General features: G+C 52.9%; 20 protein-coding genes and 1 pseudogene. 5 read left to right on the top strand and 16 right to left on the bottom strand.

Features of this window, described 5'->3' with window-relative positions:
- Positions 1-66: 66 nt before the first annotated feature.
- From JJU47_RS06320 to JJU47_RS06295, 6 genes are all read right to left on the bottom strand, one after another.
- The gene (locus JJU47_RS06320; RefSeq protein WP_228617265.1) at positions 67-1,068 is read right to left on the bottom strand and encodes a sensor histidine kinase; all 1,002 of its coding nucleotides are present in this window, start codon (positions 1,066-1,068) and stop codon (positions 67-69) included.
- 1 nt (position 1,069) lies between these two features.
- Positions 1,070-1,750 carry a response regulator transcription factor gene (locus JJU47_RS06315; protein WP_228617262.1) on the bottom strand — a complete coding sequence of 227 codons (681 nt, stop codon included), beginning with the start codon at positions 1,748-1,750 and terminating at the stop codon, positions 1,070-1,072.
- A 96-nt stretch (positions 1,751-1,846) separates the two neighbouring features.
- Complete coding sequence (locus JJU47_RS06310) at positions 1,847-2,338, bottom strand: hypothetical protein (RefSeq protein WP_228617259.1); 492 nt, start codon at positions 2,336-2,338, stop codon at positions 1,847-1,849.
- Between the two features lie 34 nt (positions 2,339-2,372).
- The gene (locus tag JJU47_RS06305) at positions 2,373-2,543 is read right to left on the bottom strand and encodes a hypothetical protein (protein ID WP_156111491.1); all 171 of its coding nucleotides are present in this window, start codon (positions 2,541-2,543) and stop codon (positions 2,373-2,375) included.
- 109 nt (positions 2,544-2,652) lie between these two features.
- On the bottom strand, positions 2,653-3,660 hold the full coding sequence (locus JJU47_RS06300; protein ID WP_047374524.1) for a tRNA dihydrouridine synthase: 1,008 nt from the start codon (positions 3,658-3,660) through the stop codon (positions 2,653-2,655).
- Positions 3,661-3,755: 95 nt separating this feature from the next.
- Positions 3,756-4,358, bottom strand: coding sequence for a TetR/AcrR family transcriptional regulator (locus tag JJU47_RS06295; protein WP_228617257.1), 603 nt, complete (start codon positions 4,356-4,358; stop codon positions 3,756-3,758).
- 218 nt (positions 4,359-4,576) lie between these two features.
- Between JJU47_RS06295 and JJU47_RS06290 the strand changes: the two genes are divergently transcribed.
- Complete coding sequence (locus tag JJU47_RS06290; protein WP_228617255.1) at positions 4,577-5,536, top strand: DUF5692 family protein; 960 nt, start codon at positions 4,577-4,579, stop codon at positions 5,534-5,536.
- Positions 5,537-5,643: 107 nt separating this feature from the next.
- Here JJU47_RS06290 and JJU47_RS06285 read toward each other — a convergent pair whose 3' ends face one another.
- Entirely contained in the window at positions 5,644-6,018 is a 375-nt protein-coding gene (locus tag JJU47_RS06285; RefSeq protein WP_024370552.1) for an iron chaperone, read from the bottom strand.
- Positions 6,019-6,248: 230 nt separating this feature from the next.
- Entirely contained in the window at positions 6,249-6,722 is a 474-nt protein-coding gene (locus JJU47_RS06280) for a DUF7000 family protein (RefSeq protein WP_228617252.1), read from the bottom strand.
- Positions 6,723-6,986: 264 nt separating this feature from the next.
- Here JJU47_RS06280 and JJU47_RS06275 point away from each other — a divergent pair, with 264 nt between their 5' ends.
- A complete protein-coding gene (locus tag JJU47_RS06275) occupies positions 6,987-7,175 on the top strand; it encodes an antitoxin VbhA family protein (protein WP_228617250.1) in 189 nt (62 codons plus the stop codon).
- Positions 7,176-7,470: 295 nt separating this feature from the next.
- Here the strand turns inward: JJU47_RS06275 and rlmD are convergent, their stop codons facing one another.
- The 5 genes and pseudogenes from rlmD to gatC all read right to left on the bottom strand — a co-directional run bounded on the left by rlmD (position 7,471) and on the right by gatC (position 13,172).
- Positions 7,471-8,829: a 23S rRNA (uracil(1939)-C(5))-methyltransferase RlmD gene (gene rlmD / locus JJU47_RS06270; RefSeq protein WP_228617248.1), complete on the bottom strand. Its 1,359-nt coding sequence runs from the start codon at positions 8,827-8,829 to the stop codon at positions 7,471-7,473.
- Between the two features lie 95 nt (positions 8,830-8,924).
- Positions 8,925-9,947 (bottom strand): annotated as a pseudogene (locus tag JJU47_RS06265) (diacylglycerol kinase); the annotation flags it as partial.
- 38 nt (positions 9,948-9,985) lie between these two features.
- Positions 9,986-11,416 carry an Asp-tRNA(Asn)/Glu-tRNA(Gln) amidotransferase subunit GatB gene (gene gatB, locus JJU47_RS06260; RefSeq protein WP_228617243.1) on the bottom strand — a complete coding sequence of 477 codons (1,431 nt, stop codon included), beginning with the start codon at positions 11,414-11,416 and terminating at the stop codon, positions 9,986-9,988.
- 11 nt (positions 11,417-11,427) lie between these two features.
- Positions 11,428-12,870, bottom strand: a complete 1,443-nt coding sequence (gatA, locus tag JJU47_RS06255) for an Asp-tRNA(Asn)/Glu-tRNA(Gln) amidotransferase subunit GatA (RefSeq protein ID WP_228617240.1) — start codon at positions 12,868-12,870, stop codon at positions 11,428-11,430.
- 11 nt (positions 12,871-12,881) lie between these two features.
- Positions 12,882-13,172, bottom strand: coding sequence for an Asp-tRNA(Asn)/Glu-tRNA(Gln) amidotransferase subunit GatC (gatC, locus tag JJU47_RS06250; RefSeq protein WP_228617237.1), 291 nt, complete (start codon positions 13,170-13,172; stop codon positions 12,882-12,884).
- Between the two features lie 217 nt (positions 13,173-13,389).
- On the opposite strand from gatC, the gene JJU47_RS06245 reads away from it, so the two are divergent.
- Complete coding sequence (locus JJU47_RS06245) at positions 13,390-15,093, top strand: methyl-accepting chemotaxis protein (protein WP_228617233.1); 1,704 nt, start codon at positions 13,390-13,392, stop codon at positions 15,091-15,093.
- 40 nt (positions 15,094-15,133) lie between these two features.
- Here the strand turns inward: JJU47_RS06245 and JJU47_RS06240 are convergent, their stop codons facing one another.
- The 3 genes from JJU47_RS06240 to JJU47_RS06230 form a co-directional block, all read right to left on the bottom strand.
- A complete protein-coding gene (locus JJU47_RS06240) occupies positions 15,134-16,492 on the bottom strand; it encodes an alanine/glycine:cation symporter family protein (RefSeq protein WP_228617231.1) in 1,359 nt (452 codons plus the stop codon).
- Positions 16,493-16,716: 224 nt separating this feature from the next.
- Positions 16,717-17,154 (bottom strand): thioredoxin-dependent thiol peroxidase, encoded by a 438-nt coding sequence (bcp, locus tag JJU47_RS06235; RefSeq protein ID WP_228617228.1) that lies wholly within the window; start codon positions 17,152-17,154, stop codon positions 16,717-16,719.
- 12 nt (positions 17,155-17,166) lie between these two features.
- Positions 17,167-17,970 (bottom strand): nuclear transport factor 2 family protein, encoded by an 804-nt coding sequence (locus JJU47_RS06230; protein ID WP_228617226.1) that lies wholly within the window; start codon positions 17,968-17,970, stop codon positions 17,167-17,169.
- A 172-nt stretch (positions 17,971-18,142) separates the two neighbouring features.
- On the opposite strand from JJU47_RS06230, the gene pruA reads away from it, so the two are divergent.
- Positions 18,143-19,687, top strand: coding sequence for an L-glutamate gamma-semialdehyde dehydrogenase (gene pruA / locus JJU47_RS06225; protein WP_228617223.1), 1,545 nt, complete (start codon positions 18,143-18,145; stop codon positions 19,685-19,687).
- A gap of 54 nt (positions 19,688-19,741) precedes the next feature.
- Positions 19,742-20,113, top strand: coding sequence for an iron chaperone (locus tag JJU47_RS06220; RefSeq protein ID WP_228617221.1), 372 nt, complete (start codon positions 19,742-19,744; stop codon positions 20,111-20,113).
- Positions 20,114-20,122 lie beyond the last annotated feature (9 nt).

Genomic DNA, 20,122 nt, shown 5'->3' with positions numbered 1-20,122 from the left:
TTCGAGTGTACCGAGCGAGTGTGACACGTCCGTGACTCGAAAGTGACTATTTTGTCACTTACACGATTAGACGATTGCTTTGTAGAATCGAATTTGAAACGCGGTCCCGACTCCACGTTCACTGCGGACAGTCAATTCACCTTGCTGGCTCGTGATGATACTGTGGGCCATGGCGAGCCCGATTCCGACACTGTCGTCACTCGCATTCACACCTTTATAAAAACGCTGGAAGATATACGGGACGTCTTGTTTGTCGATTCCGCTCCCCGTGTCGCGGATGATGATTTCCGTGTAGAGTGTGTTCTCACTGAACTCGATGAACAACTCCCCTTCTTCCGGTGTATGTTCGACGCAATTCTTCAAAATGTTGATGAGCGCCTCAATCGTCCACTTCAAATCACCTTCAAACGTGACGTCACGCTCACCCGTAATCTGAAGCCGCTGCATTTTTATATCGATCGGCACGAGCATCGGTTCCGTCACGGCTTGAACAAGTGCGGGCACGGACACCGGTTCCCGTTTAAAATGAATCGTCCCGGCATCGATTTTAGACAGCTTGAGGAGCGACGACACGAGCCACTCCATCCGCTCGAGCTGCACTTGCACGTTATGCGTGAACTCTTGACGCTTGTCATCTGACAGCCGCGGGTCACTGAGCAAGTCAGCCATGACCGTCATCGACGTGAGCGGCGTTTTCAGCTGATGAGAGATGTCAGAAATCGCATCCGTCAGTTTCTGCTTGTCCTCTTCGAGATGCGTCCCTTGCTCCGACAACATCTTCGTCACTTTATAGATTTGGCTCTTCAACAGACTGAGCTCGCCTTCGCGGTTATCGCGAACGTCGAGTTTATAGTTGCCGTTGCTAATCTCTTGGAGGTAGCTCGACAGCTGTTCGATTTCGCGATACCGCCACGTCGTGAACCGATATGTCACGGCGACGAATGCGATCGATAGGACGGCAACGAGGAGTATGACCTCCATCGAAATGAACAGCGCCGCGCCCACAGCTAAACTGATCATCACAAAGAGACTCAGCAAATAGATACGGATTTCTCGGTTTCGCAGCATCTTACCCCTCCACCTTATAGCCGATCCCGCGGATTGTCTTAATCAACGTCGGGTGCTGCGGGTCGTCCTCAAGCTTTTCGCGTAACCGTTTGATATAGACGGTCAATGTATTGTCATTCACAAAGTCCCCACCCACGTCCCACATCTGGTCGAGCAGCTGGGCGCGTGACAACACTTGTCCCGTATGTTTCCCGAAGATGAGCAATAACCGATATTCGAGCGCCGTCAACAAGATCTCGTGTCCGTCCTTTTTGACTTTGGCGTCTTGCGGATTGATTTCGACCGACCCGATTGTCAGAATGGGCGAACTGGCCTGCTTATTGTAGCGACGCAGTACCGAGTGGATCCGTGAGATAAGCTCACGGACCCGGAATGGTTTCGTGATGTAATCATCCGCGCCCATGTCGAGTCCCATGACGACATTGACTTCGTCATCAAACGCCGTCAAAAAAATGACGGGCATATCGTGTTTTTGCTTCACAAGCCGACACAAGTCATAGCCGCTCCCATCCGGCAACGACAAATCAAAGAGGCACAGGTCGATCGTATGTAACTGTTGTTCAATCAAACGTGTCGCGTCGGCCACGTTTTGACATAACGTCGTCGTGAATTGTTCTTGTTCAAGCGAATATTGGAGACCGGACGCGATTGTCCGGTCGTCTTCAACGATTAAAATGTGCATGCTGTTCCCTCCTGACTCTTCTTCTCATAATATAGCAGTCTTTTTCAAGTGAGGAGACAAAACAAAAAACCGAACGAAAGGACTCGTTCGGTCAGATTATGCTTTTGTCACCCGAAGGCACTCCGGTCGTTCAAATCCGACGTCCCCTAAAAATCGCAACGAATCAATCGTCAACTCGTCGCGTGTGATTGTCTTGACGCTTGGTTCCGTCTGTTCATCGACCCATACTTTCCAAATCTCAACCTCATCCGCTGTCTGCAAGTGGTTGGTTATATACTCGACAAGCTGTTCGGCTCTCGAGTCGGAATAGCGCCAGCGCAATTCAACGACGTGCAGTTTTGAAGAATACGCCTCGACGTTCTCCACGTCATAATAGAGATCTCGCTTCATCTCAATCTCGTCGAGCTGCTCTTCCGACTCGACGTTCATCAAAATCTTCTCATCACGATCGAGGTCCTCGTCGTCTGTGAGCATCTCAGGAAAAATGACACCTTTTTTGATGGCCTCGTTGATCGATAAGAACTCGATATATGGATTTTCAACTTCTTGTAATGGTTGTGTACTCGTTATAAATTGAAATTCACTCAAGTGGAAACCTCCTCATGTTTTAATCAATGGGGCGTCATCGTTTCATCGCACGGATGGAGATCAGCAGTCCAATCCAATATCCGATGATTGAACCGATGACGATGCCATATACAGACGGAAAATCGAATAATAAAGAGATGACCAACCCGCCAGCCGTTCCAAACACAAGACCAAGCCCGACCGCTGATTCACGCCATTCATTCATGTTCATCCTCCCCTTCCATTCATTTCATACGCATCGAATTCAATACATGTTTCATTTTTCCATCGTCCCATATAAAAAGGACCCAGCATCTGCTGAATCCCATCATCCCTTATTCGACTGTCAACGCCGCCTCGGCGAGTGCCGCTTCTTCTTTATGGTAGTTCTCAACGAACGCATCGAGATGTGCCCGCACTTCATCCGTCGATTTCGTATCCATGAGCTTCACACGGAGGTCGCTCGCCCCGCGGAACCCTTTCACGTAAATCTTGAAGAAACGATGCAAGTTCGAAATCGAACGTGGCACCTCTTCTTGGAACTTGTCCTGCAAATCGAGTTGGAGACGAAGCAAGTCGAGGTGTTCTTCCATCGAGTGCTCGCGTGGCTCTTTTTCGAACGCGAACGGGTTCTTGAAAATCCCGCGGCCGATCATGACGCCGTCGACACCATACTTCTCGACAAGTTCTAATCCCATTTGACGGTCGAGAATGTCGCCGTTGATCGTGATGAGCGTATCTGGTGCGATTTCGTCGCGCAGTTTCACGATGTCTGGGATCATCTCCCAATGCGCGTCGACTTTACTCATTTCGTTGCGTGTGCGCAAGTGAATCGACAAGTTGGCGATATCTTGCTTTAAGAGATGCGTCAACCAGTCGCGCCACTCGTCGAGCTTTGCAAAGCCGAGTCGTGTCTTGACGCTGACCGGGATGCCGCCGGCTTTCGCCGCTTGAATGAGTTCCGCCGCGACGTCAGGACGGAGGATAAGTCCGCTCCCTTTCCCGCGTTTGGCGACGTTCGGCACCGGGCAACCCATATTGATGTCGAGCCCTTTATAGCCCATCTCGGCCATACCGATGCTCATCTCACGGAAGTAGTCCGGGTTGTCTCCCCATATGTGGGCGACGATCGGCTGCTCATCCTCGGTGAACGTCAAACGTCCGCGCAGACTGCCTTTCCCTTCCGGATGGCAGTAGCTGTCCGAGTTAGCGAACTCGGTGAAGAAGACGTCAGGACGTCCCGCGTGGGCAACGACGTGGCGGAAGACGACATCGGTGACGTCTTCCATCGGGGCAAGTATAAAGAATGGACGCGGCAAATCGCGCCAGAAGTTTTCGTTCATGTCAAATCATTCCCTTTCCTATCTGGTCCAACAAATCACTTTATCCATTCTATTATGTTCGACCGGTTGTATCAACTGACAATACTTTAAGAATCTCAGCGCTGATCATTTTGGATGATCTTAAAGAAGTGCGTAAACCCGTCCTGTAGTAAATACTCCAGTACCCGATTCGTATGAACCGATTCGACAACTTGAACATTCAACAACGTTTGGAGCACCATCCCATCGATGGCCGCCATCGTCCACGCGGCGACCGCTCTCGTCGAGGGACCGCGTTCGACGCCATACGCCCGCACGAAGATGGCTTCGACTCGATTGATCCAATCCTCGTATTTTTCTTTGAACTTATTTTGTAACTCCGCGTTCCCGAGCATCGCCTCATGGGCTAAATAAAACTGCAAGCGGCTTTCCGCATCTTTTTTAAGTCGGTCTTGCATCCCATCAAAGATTTCTTGAATGATTTCGCTAGCCTCTTTCTTGTCTTCAATCGAAATCGTCGCAATTCTGCGAATCTCGCCTAGCCCCTCATCCATCACATCATAAAGAATCGCTTCTTTCGAACTATAGTAGTGGTAGATGGCTCCTGTGCTCAAGCCGGCTCGATTAGCAATTCCTCGAAGCGTCGTGCCTTGGATGCCATGTTCAATAATCGTCGCTCGCGCCGCTTCTAATATCTTTTGTTTTCCTTCGTTCATCATATGCCCGACGCTCCTCACGTAATAATGGCTAATTATATCATAATGATTTGTCGGATTTATGACATGTCCGTGTGACGTACCAAACCGTATTGACATCGCTTTCATTAGTTTGTTACAATTTTCACATAAACATAACGAACGTTCGGTATGTTTATTGACATCATATTTTTTATCGTTGTTCCGTTACTATCCTTTAGAAATGAAAGGGGCGTTATCGTATGTTCTTCTTTGAGTCTATCCCTTGGTACAATGTCGCGATGTGGTTCGTCGTCTTCGGTCTATTGATCGGGTTAAATGAAATCGTCCGATCTAGCAAAAAAGCGAGTATCTTCATGTTCATGGCCGTACCAATCGCCTTGACCCCGATTTGGTTTTTCACTGCCGATCCTGAAATCACCTCATGGTTCCATTGGGTGAAAGTGTATTCAGCATTAGCCGGAAGTTTGATTTACATGGTCATCCGCTTCACCGACTACCATAAGAAACATCCATGGTACTTGATCCTCGTCCCAGGTATTTTGGCACTTAACATTGCCGAGGCCGTTCTCCGAGAGTTCCAAGTCGGCATCATGGGATTTGAAGGTATGGTCGATGGGATGTATTACATCTCAGGCGGTTGGAATTACGTGAACGCCGTCGCCGGAATTTTGAACTTGCTCCTCATCTGTGGCTGGGTCGGCATCTTCGCCACATCAGGTAAGAAGAAAGACATGCTTTGGCCGGATCAGACGAAACTTTGGATTGTCGCGTACGGCATTTGGAATATCGCTTACGTCTATTCATGCGCACCGGGCAACGCGTTCTACTCAGGCTTCGCTTTGAACATCGCCGCGACGGTCCCTGTCCTTCTTTGGGCGAAAGGGACATGGATGCAAAACCGTGCCCAAACGCTATCGTTTTGGATGATGTGGGTCATGACGTTCCCTTACTTCTTCGCCGTCGGCAGCACGTTTAACGTCAGCGTGTCGTATAATCCGGCAGCGAACTGGACCCTTGCCCTTGTTAGTCTAGCACTGAACGTCGTCCTCGCCGTCTGGCAAGTGACACGGATCGTCAAATACAAACTCAATCCGTTGAAAGACGAGTTGTGGAAAGATACGAACGAGTATAAAGAAATCAACGCGATGCGTGAAGATGCAGTTCCTGAACGGGAAACCGCGATCGGTAAAGTGTTGTAAACAAAAGACGGGCCTCAATGCCCGTCTTTTTGCATGTTTTCGCGTAGTTCTCTAGTAACTTCAACCGACTTCGATCTCGTGGGCAGGAAATAAAGCCGATATCTCGGTCACTCTTTATTTTTTACGGCGTCACCGTTCATCTCACTCACTCTAAACTCAACTATCCTCTTTATTAATTCGAAAGGAATCGGTTTATCAATCGGAAACTGAACAGAACCTTTTGCACTTTTGTAGTCGGATAACTCATCTTTGAAAGCGTCGATGCCTGCTGGAGTTGGATAAAATCCAATATGATTTTTATATGCTGCAAAGTGCACCAAATTACCTTTTAAATAATACGTGGGCATTTGGTAACTCATCTTTTCTTCTGCCTCAGGGGAGATGTCTTTTACTAACTTCCTCAGCGTCTGGAGGATTGCTTGAACCTCAACAGGAAATTGTAAAATGTATTCATCTACAGTTGTCATTTTAGTCTGTTTCATCATTTACACGATCTCCTCATATCCTGTTTTTGACCAACCCTTCCTTGCTGCTTCTACTGGTGCGCCTTACGTTGACTGACAGCGTGCGACAAAACCAGGTTATAGAGATTTGTCGCTCCTATAGGAATCAAATACCCGTCTGCCGGATGTTTCCAAAAACGTATTGTCTTTCGCACACAGAAGTTGATTACCTCGCTTCAGTCTCATTTCTACTTCGGCCATCCAATCCATCAGCGCCCTCCCTCGAGTATTGTTTCCACATCTTGAATGAACCGTTCGACTTCCCGCTCAATCAATTCAGCCAACTGCTCCGGCTCATCAAAATCGGGAGAAGATGTCAATGTGCGCTCAAGAATGGCATCTAGATTTTCATCGTTATGGAAGCCTTGTACTGTTTGAAACGTGGTCGCGTACTGTTCCGACAGTGTCCTATTGCGAGCGGACAACCACACCTCAAAGCACCCTGTACCATGGAGATAGACAACTGCGATTTTAAGCCCTCTCTCTTTCAAAGACGATGTGTTTACCGATACGTAAGACATATCCATATAGCCTGGGTACAGACCGCTCACCTCGTATCCACTCTTCATGAAACGAGATCGCAGGTGCCCTAGAAATTCAAGGATACCTCGATACGCGAGCGGCATGTCTCCTTGTTTGACGGTCGACGTATATGCTTGAATCAACTCAGTCAATGGTTTCAAACCGAGTGCCCTCCTTCGCTGATCAATTTTATAACCCGCCCCCTTCTCCATATGACGTTCAATCGTTATCTTATTCCCTTGTTCACGCTGAATGATTGTTATTCTTTTCAGACATTCGTCAATTGAAACACAGCACTTTCTTCACAAAGCCTCGTCCGCTGCCTTCGAGTTCATACTAATCGCGAGAAGTTGCACACGATTTTATAGTTCGTCGTGTATGATATAATTACTAATAAGTTAATCGAAGTGAAAAGGGTGAAAAAAATGGATCAGAACTCATATATCGAACGTCAAAAACAAGTAAAATTTGCAGTTGGTATGGCCGCAATCGATGGGGGAAAACCAAGTCCTTTTACACAAAAATTGCTGGAGCGATATGAAGATGGCGAAATCACTTCATCCCAGTTTAAGCAAGCCATTATGGAGCAGTACACGAAAGCACGTCAATCCTAATGGATCCTCAAATAAGCTTGAGATTACTGACGAACAACAATTGATTACTGTTGAAGCACAGCTCATCCAATATTTATAAACATGAGCGAATCCTGAGCGACTTGTCTACGATTTATAGTAATCCTTGGCATATTCGAACAAACTTAGAGTCTATTTTGCTATGAAGAAAAGCCCTTCTCTACGGATTACGATAAACCTTAAGCTCCCATTCAAAATAAATAAGGATACTTCAATTTAGAAGTATAAAAGAACCCTTAGCTGAACCGTATGAAAACGGAAAAGCTAAGGGTTTTTATTATACTTTTTCCATCCACGCCACCGTCTCGACATGCGCCGTATGCGGGAACATGTCGACTGGTGTCACTTCGACGAGGCGGTAGCCACGGTCTGCGAGGTAACGCATATCGCGCGCTTGCGTCGCGACGTTACACGACACGTAGACGATCCGCTTCGGACTCATCTCGACCATCGTCTCGAGGAACGACTCGGCACAGCCTTTCCGCGGTGGGTCGACGACGATGACGTCCGGGTTGATGCCATCTTTCTTCCACTGTGGCAACACATCTTCCGCCGCACCACACGCGTACGTCACGTTATCGATCTCATTGACGAGCGCGTTCTGTTTCGCGTCCTCGATCGCTTCCGGTACGACTTCGACGCCGTACACGTGCGCCGCTTTCCGCGCGAGAAACAGACTGATCGTCCCGATGCCGCAATAGGCGTCGACGACTTGCTCGGTCCCGGTCAACTGCGCATACTCAAGCGCCTTGCCGTAAAGTTTTTCCGTTTGGACCGGGTTGACCTGGAAGAACGAGTGCGGGGAAATCGTGAACGTCAGTCCGCCGATCTTGTCCTCGATTGTCTCATGACCGTACAAGAGTTTGTTCGTCGATCCTAAGATGACGTTCGTCTTGTCAGGGTTAACGTTTTGCATGATCGATGTCACGTCCGGGAGACGTTTCAAAATGTCAGCGACGATCTCGTTCACGCCTTTGATTTTCGTCGTCTTCGTGATGAGGACGATCATCAACTCTCCTGAATGGTATCCATAGCGAGCCATGACGTGGCGGATGACGCCACGGCCTGTCTTCTCATCGTATGCGGGCACATCATGCGCCGCGAGCACGTCACGGACGACTTGGACGGCCTCGTCGTTGCGCTCGTCTTGGATGAGGCATTCCTTCATCTCGACGATGTCGTGGGAACGCGGACGATAGAAGCCGGCGACAAGGCGTCCCGCTTCGTCTTTGAACGGCACTTGTGCCTTATTGCGATAGCGCCACGGTTCCGGCATGCCGATCGTCTCGTGGACCGGGACGTCGAACTGGCCGAGCCGCTGCAGCGCGTCGACGACGCGGGCGCGTTTTTGACGGAGTTGTCCGTCATAGCTGAAGTGCTGAAGCTGACAGCCTCCGCACTGATAAAAGATCGGGCACGGCGGTTCGACGCGGTCCGCGCTCGCTTGTTTCACATCAATCAATCGGGCGAACCCGTACTGTTTGTTCGTCTTCGTGACGACGATCTCGACCGTCTCACCGGGGAGCGCGTTCGGCACGAACAACGTATAGCCGTCGACGCGCGCCACGCCAGCCCCTTCGTGGGTGAGGTCGTGGATGTCGACGTCAAGACGGTCATTCTTTTTCACTGGTAGCATATGCCTCTCCTTTCTCGATTCAAAGATTCCTGTATAGATCGTTTACCCGTTCGAGGCGAACGAAAAGCTCGACGTGTGCGCCACGCCGAGCCGACTCATTCTGCTTTCTCGATTGACACGTTGAACAGCTGTTTGATCATCTGTTCGCGCTCATATTGGGCGTTCAACTCTTCCATCTCGCGAATACGGGCGTTCGGCGCGAGCACCGTCAAGTGACGGAACAAGTTGCGCATCTCGCCGGTACATTCCCCGCCGTACTCGCCGTCGATGTTGAGGCTCATCGGCTCCGTCGTCTTCATCTTGACGTGGCTCGTCTTGAAATGTTCGACGAGCGGGCTCGACAAGTGTTCGCCGCGCAAGAGCAGACGGACGACGTGGATGAACTCGAACAAGTTACATTTCCGTAAGATGAACAAGTCGAACAAGCCGTCGTTCAATGACGCGTGCGGTGAGATCTTCTCAAATCCGCCGACCGAGTTCGAGTTCGACGTGAGGAAAATCATTACTTCGCCGCTGAACGTCCCTTCGTCGTGCTCGAGCTCGATATACGTCGGTTTGATGAGCGGCAGTTTCTCCATCCCTTTGACGTAATAAGCGAGCTGACCGAGCGCCGTCTTCAGTTTCGACGGCACTTCGTACGACAGCTCCGTCATGATGCCGCCGCCGGCGATGTTGATGAAGTAGTGGATGTCACCTTTCTCGCCTTCGATCTCTCCGAGGTCGACCGGCATCTCGAACCCGTCGCAGATGACGTCGAGCGCGCCGACGACGCTGAGCGGGATTCGCATCGCCCGGGCGAAGTCGTTCGTCGTCCCGACCGGAATGAGTCCGATCGTCGGACGCGTTTCGAGCGGCGCGAGTCCAGAGATGACCTCGTTCAGCGTACCGTCCCCACCGGCTGCGACGATTAAATCGAACTCGGCCGCGGCGGCGCGGACGGCTTCTAGCGTCGCGTCACCGATTGCTTTCGTCGCGTACGTCGACGTCTCATAACCCGCATCCTCGAGGCGGTTCAAGATATACGGGAGTTCCCGTTTGATCACTTCTTTTCCTGATGTCGGGTTATAGATGACCCGCGCACGTTTCCGTTGCATACTGATTCTCTCCCTTTGCTCATGTCGAGCGAAAAGCGAGACACAAGTGCCTCGCCGCTTCGTTAGCGTTTGGCAATCTCTTCGTGGAACAAGCCATCGAGGAGTGCCGGGTTCGCCATCCCTTTCGTCTGTTTCATGATCTGACCGATGATGAAGCCTTTAGCCCGGTCTTTCCCGTTCTTAAAGTCTTCAATCATTTGCGGATGCGCTTCGAACAAGTCCACGATGTAGCCGCGAAGCAAGTTCTCGTCCGAGATTTGGGCGAGTCCGTTCGCTTCGACATACGCTTTCGGTTCGGCGCCTTCCTCGATCATCGCTGTGAACACACGTTTGGCGATCTTCGAAGAAATTGTACCGTCTCCGATCAAACGAATCAACTCCGCGAGCGCGCCCGGCGTCAGCTTCATCGTCTCGATCGTCTCATCCGATTTGTTCAAATGTCCGAGCACTTCGCCCATGAGCCAGTTGGCTGCGGCTTTCGGCTCGGCACCTGCGGCTGTCGTCGCCTCGAAGAAGTCTGAGAACTCACGTGTCGACGTGAGTGCCTTCGCGTCATACGCAGACAAGCCATAGTTGTTCATGTAACGTTCACGGCGTGCGACCGGGAGTTCCGGAAGCGTGGCGCGAATGCGCTCCTTCCATTCCTCATCGATTTCAAGACGGACGAGGTCCGGCTCTGGGAAGTAGCGGTAGTCGGCCGCGCCTTCTTTGACACGCATGAGGATCGTCTTCTTCGCCGCCTCATCGAAGCGGAGCGTCTCTTGACGCATGACGCCGCCCGTGATGAGCAGTTTACGATGACGTTCTTCCTCATACTCGAGCGCCTTCAACACGTTCGAGAACGAGTTCAAGTTTTTGAGCTCCGTCTTCGTGCCGAACGGCTCTTGCCCGAACGGACGGACCGAGATGTTGCAGTCGCAACGAAGCGACCCTTCTTCCATCTTGACGTCTGAGACGCCGGCGAACGAGAGCACTTCTTTCAAGCGCTCGAGGTACGCGACCGCGTCTTTCGGCGAGCGCATGTCGGCTTCACTGACGATCTCGATGAGCGGTGAACCCGTCCGGTTGAAGTCGACGACCGAGTGTTTCTCGCCCGTATGGTTCATCTTCCCGGCATCTTCTTCTAAGTGGACGCGCTCGATGCGGAACCGTTTCATCTCGCCGTCGACTTCGACGTCGACATGGCCGTTAAAACCGATCGGCTGGTCGAACTGCGAGATTTGGTACGCTTTCGGCGTATCCGGATAGAAGTAGTTCTTCCGGTCAAATTTCGTATCGGTCGCGACTTCACAGTTCAGTGCCATCGCGGCCTTGATGGCGAGATTGACCGCCTCTTCGTTCAATTTAGGCAAGACGCCCGGGTGTCCGAGGCAAATCGGACACGTCTGTGTATTCGTTTCGGCACCGTACGTGCGCGAGCAGCCACACCAAATCTTCGACTTCGTGCTCAGCTCAGCGTGCACCTCGATCCCGATGATCGTTTCAAAGTTCATCGTTGTCCTCCTTAAAGCTGTGGCATTTTGAAACCGCCGTTTGCTTGTTCGAAAGCATGGGCCACGCGGTAGAGTGTTGGTTCGCTGTAATGGTTCCCGATGATTTGAAGACCGACCGGGAGTCCTTCTGACAGACCGGCCGGGACCGAGATGGCCGGGACGCCGGCCAAGTTGACCGGGATCGTCATGATGTCGTTGGCGTACATCGTGAGCGGATCTTCGAGCTGGTCGCCGAGTTTGAACGCGACAGTCGGCGCTGTCGGTCCGATGATCGCGTCATAGTTCTCGAACACTTTCGCGAAGTCTTGCTTCATGAGCGTGCGCACCTGTTGCGACTTCTTATAGAACGCGTCGTAATAACCAGAGCTTAAGGCGTACGTCCCGAGCATGATGCGGCGCTTCACTTCCTCGCCGAACCCTTGTTCACGCGAATACGTGAACACTTCTTCGAGCGCGTCGGCTTCGGCCCGGCGTCCGTAACGGATACCGTCGAAACGGGCGAGGTTCGAAGACGCTTCAGATGAAGCGAGCAAGTAGTACGTCGGGAGCGCGTATTTCACAGTCGGGAGCGATACCGTTTCAACGGTCGCACCGAGCGATTTGAGCGTCTCGATTGCTTGTTCGATTTGTTTGCGGACACCGTCAGAAACACCTTCACTCATGAACTCTTTAGGCAAAGCAAGCTTCATGCCGCGGATATCGCCGTGAAGCGTCTTCGTGTAGTCCGGAAGGTCGACCGTCGACGACGTCGAGTCCATGTCACAATGTCCGGCGATCGCGTTCAACAAGTAGGCGTTGTCCTCGACCGTGCGCGTGAGCGGGCCGATCTGGTCAAGCGACGAAGCGAACGCGACGAGACCGTAACGTGAGACGAGACCGTACGTCGGCTTCATGCCGACGACACCGCAGTATGCGGCCGGTTGGCGAATCGAGCCGCCCGTATCCGAACCAAGGCTGAAGAGCACTTGTCCGGCTGCGACCGTCGCCGCCGAACCGCCTGACGAACCGCCTGGGACGCGGTTTGTGTCCCACGGGTTACGGACGACTTTGAACGCCGAGTTCTCGTTCGACGAACCCATCGCGAACTCGTCCATGTTGAGCTTTCCGATTGTGACGGCTCCGGCGTCGTGAAGACGCTCGACGACCGTCGCGTCATGGGCCGGTACGAAGTTCTCGAGGAATTTAGAGGCACACGTCGTGCGTGTCCCTTTCGTGACGATGTTATCTTTGACGCCGATCGGCAATCCAAAGAGCGGATTGTCCGCTGTCTTGGCAAGGTCGTCCATCCGTTTCGCCTGCTCGAACGCATCTTCGTTGAGCGTCAAAAACGCACCAACTTTTTCATCTGTGCGCTCGATTTGGTCGAACGATTCTTTGACGAGGTCCGTCACCGTGACCTCGCCTTCTTTTAATAAGGTATGTAGCTTCGCTACACCGTGGTCGAATAAACTCATGTGGGGCCTCCTTATTCAAAGACGGCTGGGACACGGACTTGACCGTTTTCCCAATCAGGCGCCATCCGTTCGACTTCCTCGCGTGGAAGCGACGGGCGGACCTCGTCTTTGCGCATTACGTTTTTCAAATCTAGGGCATGGGTCGTCGGAATGACGCCCGTCGTATCAAGCTCATCGAGTTGCTCAGCGAACTCGAGAATTTTTGTCAATTGCTCCGTGAAGTGCGTCACTTCATCATCAGTGATCGCAAGTCGGGCGAGCCCGGCGACGTGCCGTACTTCATCTTCTGTGATTCGAGTCAATCTTCACACCTCCAACATGTTTTCATACATCGCTCCTTATCATACCACTATTTCATAAGACAAAAAAGAAAATCCAATCCGGCAAAAATCGGCTTCATTTTTTACAAACATGGGAAATCTGACACGAACATTGACTCGTTTCCTAAAAGAGCTATTCGGTGAGCGGCCCAATCTCCTTATGCTTATAGAGAAGACTGTATACATGGGGAGGATCACTATGTCAATCCGGAATAAACTGATTGCCGCGTTCACCGTCTTGCTCGTCTTATTGCTCGGCGTGAGCGGTTATGCGTTATACGCTTTGAACGCCTCAAAAGCCGCACAAGAAGACATGACCGTGTCGTGGGTGCCCGGCATGGACCAGATTCATCAAGTCGATAAACAGTTGCTCGAGATTCGGCGCCATCTGATTCGGCACGCACTCGTCGAAGACGAAGTGACGAAACTAAACGTCGAGCGCGACGTCGAGACAGGCGTCACGATTTTAGAACAACGGATGAGCGGCTACGAGTCGACGATCATCACCGAGGCTGACCGTGAACTGTTCGACCAGGCGATGACGCAATGGTCGACGTTTCAGACGAACATCGCGGAGTTGCTTCGCATCTCAAACGAAGAAGGACCGGCAGCGGCCGAAGGCTACATCCGCGACACGGCGACGCCGAGTGCGGATGCGCTGTCGAACACGCTCGGCCTCCTCGTCAACTTGAACCGGGACGCGATTATCGCCGACACCGACCATGGGGAGGCGCTGTTCGAACAAGTCCAGCTCACACTCATCGTCATCATGGCGGCCGCCGCCATCTTCACCGTGCTCATGATGCTGTTCATCTTCCGCTCGATCTTCGAGCCGTTGAACGAGTTCAAAGTGAAAATGCGCGAACTCGCGACGAGCCAAGGCGATTTGACGACGGCGATCCCGGTGAAACGCCGCGACGAGTTCTCAGGGCTCGCACGTGACTTCAACCAATTCATCGCCAACTTGCGACAGCTCATCTTGCAAGTGAACGACGTCTCCCGCGGCGTCGCGGCTCAGTCTGCCAACACGTATGAAGAATTGAAAGCGCTTGACACGTACATGACGACGACCGCCGCGACGACCGAGGACTTGACAGCGGGCATGCAACAGACGGCCGCGAGCGCTCAAGAGATGAACGCGTCAGCTTCGGACATGGAACGCACGCTCCATCACATCGTCTCGATGGCAGCCGAACGAAAAGACGAAGCGAAACGGGTCGACGCCCGTGCGGTCGCCTTGCGCGGCCACGCCGTCGAAGCGAAATCGTCCGCCCTCGACGTGCTCGATTCGACGCGGCACAAGCTCGAACGGGCGATGCAAGACGCCAAGGCGGTGCGTGAGATCGCAACGCTCACGAACGACATTTTAGATATCGCCGCCCAGACGAACTTGTTGTCGTTAAACGCCTCAATCGAAGCGGCCCGGGCCGGAGAAGCAGGACGCGGATTCGCCGTCGTCGCCGACGAAATCCGTAAGCTCGCCGAGACGAGCCGGACGACCGTCGAACGCATCCAAGCGATCTCGACGACCGTGCTTCACTCGGTCGACCATTTGAACGAGACGTCGAGCGAGATGCTCACTTTCCTCGACACGAACGTCGTCAAAGACTACGACCAACTCGAGGAAGCGGCTGAACAGTACAGCGAGGATGCGGGACGTTTCGAGACGACCGCTTCCGAGTTCGCGGACGCCGCCGCCGAGCTCGAACAGTTGACGTCGAACATGATTTCCGTCATCCAAGACGTCGCCGTCACGGTGAACAACGGCGCCCTCGGCACGCAAGACATCGCTGAGAAAGTGACGCTTTCGGTCGACCGGTTCGGTGAGCTGAACCGAGCGACGGAGATGTCGCAACAGAAGATGGATGAATTGAACGAGTTGATCGGCCAGTTCAAAGTGTAACGACAAGGACGCACTCCCAACACGGGAATGCGTCCTTTTGTCATGCGGCTTGTTGTCTTTCTTTTTTCATTTCGAGCTCGAATCGCTTCGTCTCCGCGACGACGACCCCGGACAAGAACAGCAATCCGATCAAGTTCGGGATGGCCATCAGGCCATTGAAGACGTCTGAGACGGCCCAAATCAAATTCAAGTTCGTCGTCATGGCGCCGAGTCCGGCGACAACGATGTACATGATTCGGTAAGGGACGATCGACCGCTCGCCAAACAAGTAATAAATCGACCGTTCCCCGTAGTAACACCAGCCGATCACCGTCGAGAAAGCGAAGAAGACGAGCGAGATCGTGACGATCAGTTCCCCGACCGGTCCGAGGAAATAAGCGAATGATGCTTGTGTCAGTTCGATTCCTTGCAGACCACTCGCGTACTGACCGCTCATGACGATTGTCAGCCCCGTGATGGAACAGACGATGAGTGTATCGATCAACACTTGGGTCATCGAGACGAGCGCTTGCCGTCCCGGGAAATCGGTCTTGGCGGCAGCCGCCGCGATCGGTGCCGAGCCGAGGCCGGCCTCGTTCGAGAATACGCCGCGGGCGACACCGTATCGAATCGCGGCACCGAGTGCCCCGCCGCCGATCGCTTCCGCGCTGAACGTGCTCGAGAAGATCGTCGCGAAAGCGGACGGGATCAACTCCGCGTTCATGACGAGGATGGTGACCCCCCCGCCGACGTAAGCAAAAATCATGACCGGCACGAAGACGCCGACGACTTTCCCGATCGCCTTGACGCCGCCGAGAATGACGAACGCCGTCAGCACCATGAGAACGATCCCCGTCACGAACAACGGGACGCCGAACGACGTGTTGAGCGCGAGACTAATGGAATTCGTTTGGACGCCGTTTCCGATCCCGAAAGCGGCGACGGCCGCGAACAAGGCGAACGTCATGCCGAGCCAGCGTTTTTTCAAGCCGTGTTCTAAGTAATACATCGGTCCGCCGGCAATCTCGCCCCGCTCATCGACGACGCGGTATTTGACGGCAAGAATCGCCTCGGCATATTTCGTCGCCATGCCGATGAAACCAGACAACCACATCCAGACGATGGCGCCCGGTCCACCGAGCACGACCGCTGTGGCGACCCCGACCATGTTCCCGGTCCCGACCGTCGCGGCGAGCGCGGTCATGAGCGCCTGGAAATGCGTGATGTCCCCGCGATGCTTCTTTTGTTCATCTTTTGCTTTTGGGATGAATGCTTCTCTCAAACCGAACCCAAGTCTTGTCACTTGGATAAAGCCGAGTCGGACAGTTAAAAAGATGCCTGTTCCGATCAATAAAATAAGTAAGTGCGGACCCCAGACAAGGTCCGATAGCGTGGTTAACCAGTTCTCAAATTGTGCCATCTGTTCGTTCCCCCTATGTAGTACCGTTGCCTTTCCCATTTTTCAGAAGATTCGCATACTCGTCAAGGTCGTCCGGCCGTCAAATCGGCCGATTGGCGCGTAAACAAGTTGTCATAAACCACCTCAGGCGTTCGTACGCATGGGCTTATCCGTTGCTGAATTGACATCAAACTGTAAACGTCACCTACAAAAAAACGGCCTCCTGTTCAGGAGACCGGCCGGACTTATGACGTGAGGGCTGCGATGACTTCGTCGACGTGGCCTTTCACTTTGACGCTCCGCCACTCTTGTTCGATATAGCCGTCCTCGTTGATGAGGAACGTCGAACGGACGATGCCGTAGTACTCTTTGCCGTAGTTCTTCTTCAACTGCCAGACGCCGTACAGCTCCGACACCTCATGCTCTTCATCGACGAGCAAGTCGAACGGGAGTTCATGCTTGGCGATGAAGTTTTGATGTTTCTTCTGACTGTCGGCCGAGATGCCGATGACGACGGCCCCTTCGAGTTTCGGCATCGCGTCGCGGAAATCGCACGCCTCGGTCGTACAGCCTGGTGTCGCGTCTTTCGGATAGAAGTACAACACGACTTTTTGGCCGCGGTACTGTTCAAGTGAGATCATCTCGCCGTTTTGGTTCGGTAACGTGAAGGTCGGTGCTAACATGTGAATGCCTCCTCAGCCGAACGACGGGTCGACGAGTCGCTCGTCGTAGCCGTCGATCGCTTGTTCTAGTTTTTGTTTGAGCGGTTCGAGCACTTCCAAATATTCGACCGGATCTTCGGTCGCGGCCGCTTCGCGCAAGCCGTCTTCTTGTTCATCATACCACTTCACATACGCTTCGAAGTACTCGACCATCACTTGTTGGTTCTCAGGGACGGTGAGCGTCTCCGACAACAGCAAGAACACGTTGTTGTCGGCTTCGAGCGCGACGTAGTCGGTCTGGGCGTTGACGCGGTCATATATCGGTCCGGCCTCGTCTTCCGGTACGTCGGCCAACCGGGCGTTCGCCTCTGTGTTGACACCGTATTCATTCGCCTCGATACCTGTCAACAGCTCACCGACCTCGCCGATCACATCGGCCGAGAGTACGGCCGGGGTGACGACGAGTTTCCAATCTTCACCGTCTTTAATGGCGACTTTCGCCAACCGGTTCGGCAGCTCGTTCCCATCCCCGTCTTCCATCTCATGCACGATATAGGCGACGTCGCCCGCCTCGTTCACCCAGCCTTCGTAGATGTCACCGGGCGCCAGGTCGCGTGCCACCGCACCTGTCGCCGGAATGTCGGTCCGTTCGCCCGCGTAGTCGACCTCGGCGAGCGCCTCAGCGTCTCCTATTTCAAGCGCCTGTTGATACGATGTATAGACTGTCTCGACCGCTTCCGGGAGCGGTCGTTTCGTTTCCTCGGTTGGTAGTTCTTCCCCGTTGCCGCAGGCGCCAAGTACGAACACGAGCGCGAGCGGGATCATCCATTTTTTCATGCCATCCGTCCTTTCCCGTACACAATCTTGGTTTCATCGTATCACGACTCGATTTCGAGGGACAACGACATGCTTTTCTGGAAAATTGTTTCACTAGGATTTCCGCTAATTTTCCGATACAATACAGACGTAAGCGCTTAACTGCATAATCACTTTTTAAGGGGGAACGAGAATGATTCCATACAAACATGAACCATTCACAGACTTTACAAACAAAGAGAACGCCTCAGCCATCCAAGCGGCGATCGAGAAAGTGAACGGTGAGCTCGGAAAAGACTATCCGCTCGTCATCGGTGGGGAAAAAGTGACGACGGACGATAAGATCACGTCTTATAACCCGGCAAACAAAGAGGAAGTCATCGGCCGCGTCTCGAAAGCGAACCAAGAACTCGCAGAACGCGCGATGCAAGAAGCACTCACAGCGTTTGACACGTGGCGCCACGTCGACCCGGCCGTCCGTGCCGACGTCTTGTTCAAAGCGGCGAACATCGTCCGCAAACGGAAGCACGAGTTCTCGGCTTATCTCGTGAAAGAAGCGGGCAAGCCTTGGAACGAGGCGGACGCGGATACGGCAGAAGCGATCGACTTCATGGAATACTATGCGCGTCAAATGCTCGAGCTCAAACCTGGTAAAAAAGTCGAGAGCCGTCCGGGCGAATACAATCGCTATGACTACATCCCACTCGGGGTCGGGATCGTCATCAGCCCTTGGAACTTCCCGTTCGCGATCATGGCAGGGACGGCCGTCGCGGCCATCGTTGCCGGAAACACGATCCTCTTGAAACCGGCATCGACGACACCGATCGTCGCTGCGAAATTCGTCGAAGTGATGGAAGAAGCAGGTCTCCCGAAAGGCGTCCTCAACTTCATCCCGGGACCGGGTGCAGAAGTCGGTGACTACCTCGTCGACCATCCGAAGACACGCTTCATCAGCTTTACTGGTTCACGTGACGTGGGCCTCCGCATCAACGAACGCGCTTCGAAGTTGAACGATGGCCAAATCTGGCTCAAGCGTGTCATCGCCGAGATGGGCGGAAAAGACACGATCGTCGTCGATGAGTCAGCGGACCTCGAGCTCGCGGCCCAATCGATTGTCAAATCGTCGTTCGGTTTCTCAGGTCAAAAATGTTCAGCGTGTTCACGTGCCGTCATCGTCGACAGCGTCTACGACACAGTGCTCGATCGCGTCGTCGAATTAACGAACGAATTGTCGGTCGGCAACACAGAGAAGAACGAACACTTCATGGGACCGGTCATCGATGCGGCCGCGTTCAAGAAAATCACGTCATACTTCGACGTCGCCAAAGAAGAAGGCAAGATCGTCGCCGGCGGGAAAGCCGACGATTCGACAGGCTACTTCATCGAGCCGACGGTCGTCGCGGACGTTGACCCGAAAGCACGTCTCATGCAAGAAGAGATCTTCGGACCAATCGTCGCCTTCACAAAAGCGAAAGACTTCAAAGAAGCGATCGACATCGCCAACAATACCGAGTACGGCTTGACAGGTGCCGTCCTCACGCGCGACCGCTCGAACCAAGAGTACGCACGTCAAAACTTCCACGTCGGAAACTTGTACTTCAACCGTGGCTGCACAGGCGCCATCGTCGGTTACCAACCGTTCGGCGGCTTCAACATGTCAGGCACCGACTCGAAAGCAGGCGGACCGGATTACATCCAGCTCCACATGCAAGCGAAAACGACTTCTGAGACATTTTAATCGAACAGCCCGGCTCACATGAGCCGGGTTTTCTCATCGTTAGGAGGAATAATAATGGAGACATTTGACGATTTTTTAGCAACGATTGACGACCCGGAGCAACGGGCGAAACTTGACGACGTGTTCAATCAGATCAGAGAGAAATTCCCAGAACTCGACGAACGCATCGCCTGGAACCAACCGATGTTCACCGATCACGGAACGTTCATTATCGCCTTTAGCGTCGCCAAAGCGCATATCGCCGTCGCTCCGGAAGCGGTCGCGCTCGAACATTTCGCCGGGCGCATCAAAGACGCCGGCTACACACAGACGAAACAGTTATTTCGCATCAAGTGGGGGCAAGCCGTCGACTATGGTTTATTGAACGACATTATCGCCTTCAATATACAAGACAAAGCCGACCAGACATCATTTTGGCGGACTTGAGCGATCGAC

The organism is Exiguobacterium sp. (genome assembly GCF_020832205.1).
Taxonomy (GTDB): Bacteria; Bacillota; Bacilli; order Exiguobacteriales; family Exiguobacteriaceae; genus Exiguobacterium.
The sequence above is the reverse complement of the archived record's forward strand: the minus strand, read 5'-3'. Positions and strand labels throughout refer to the sequence as shown.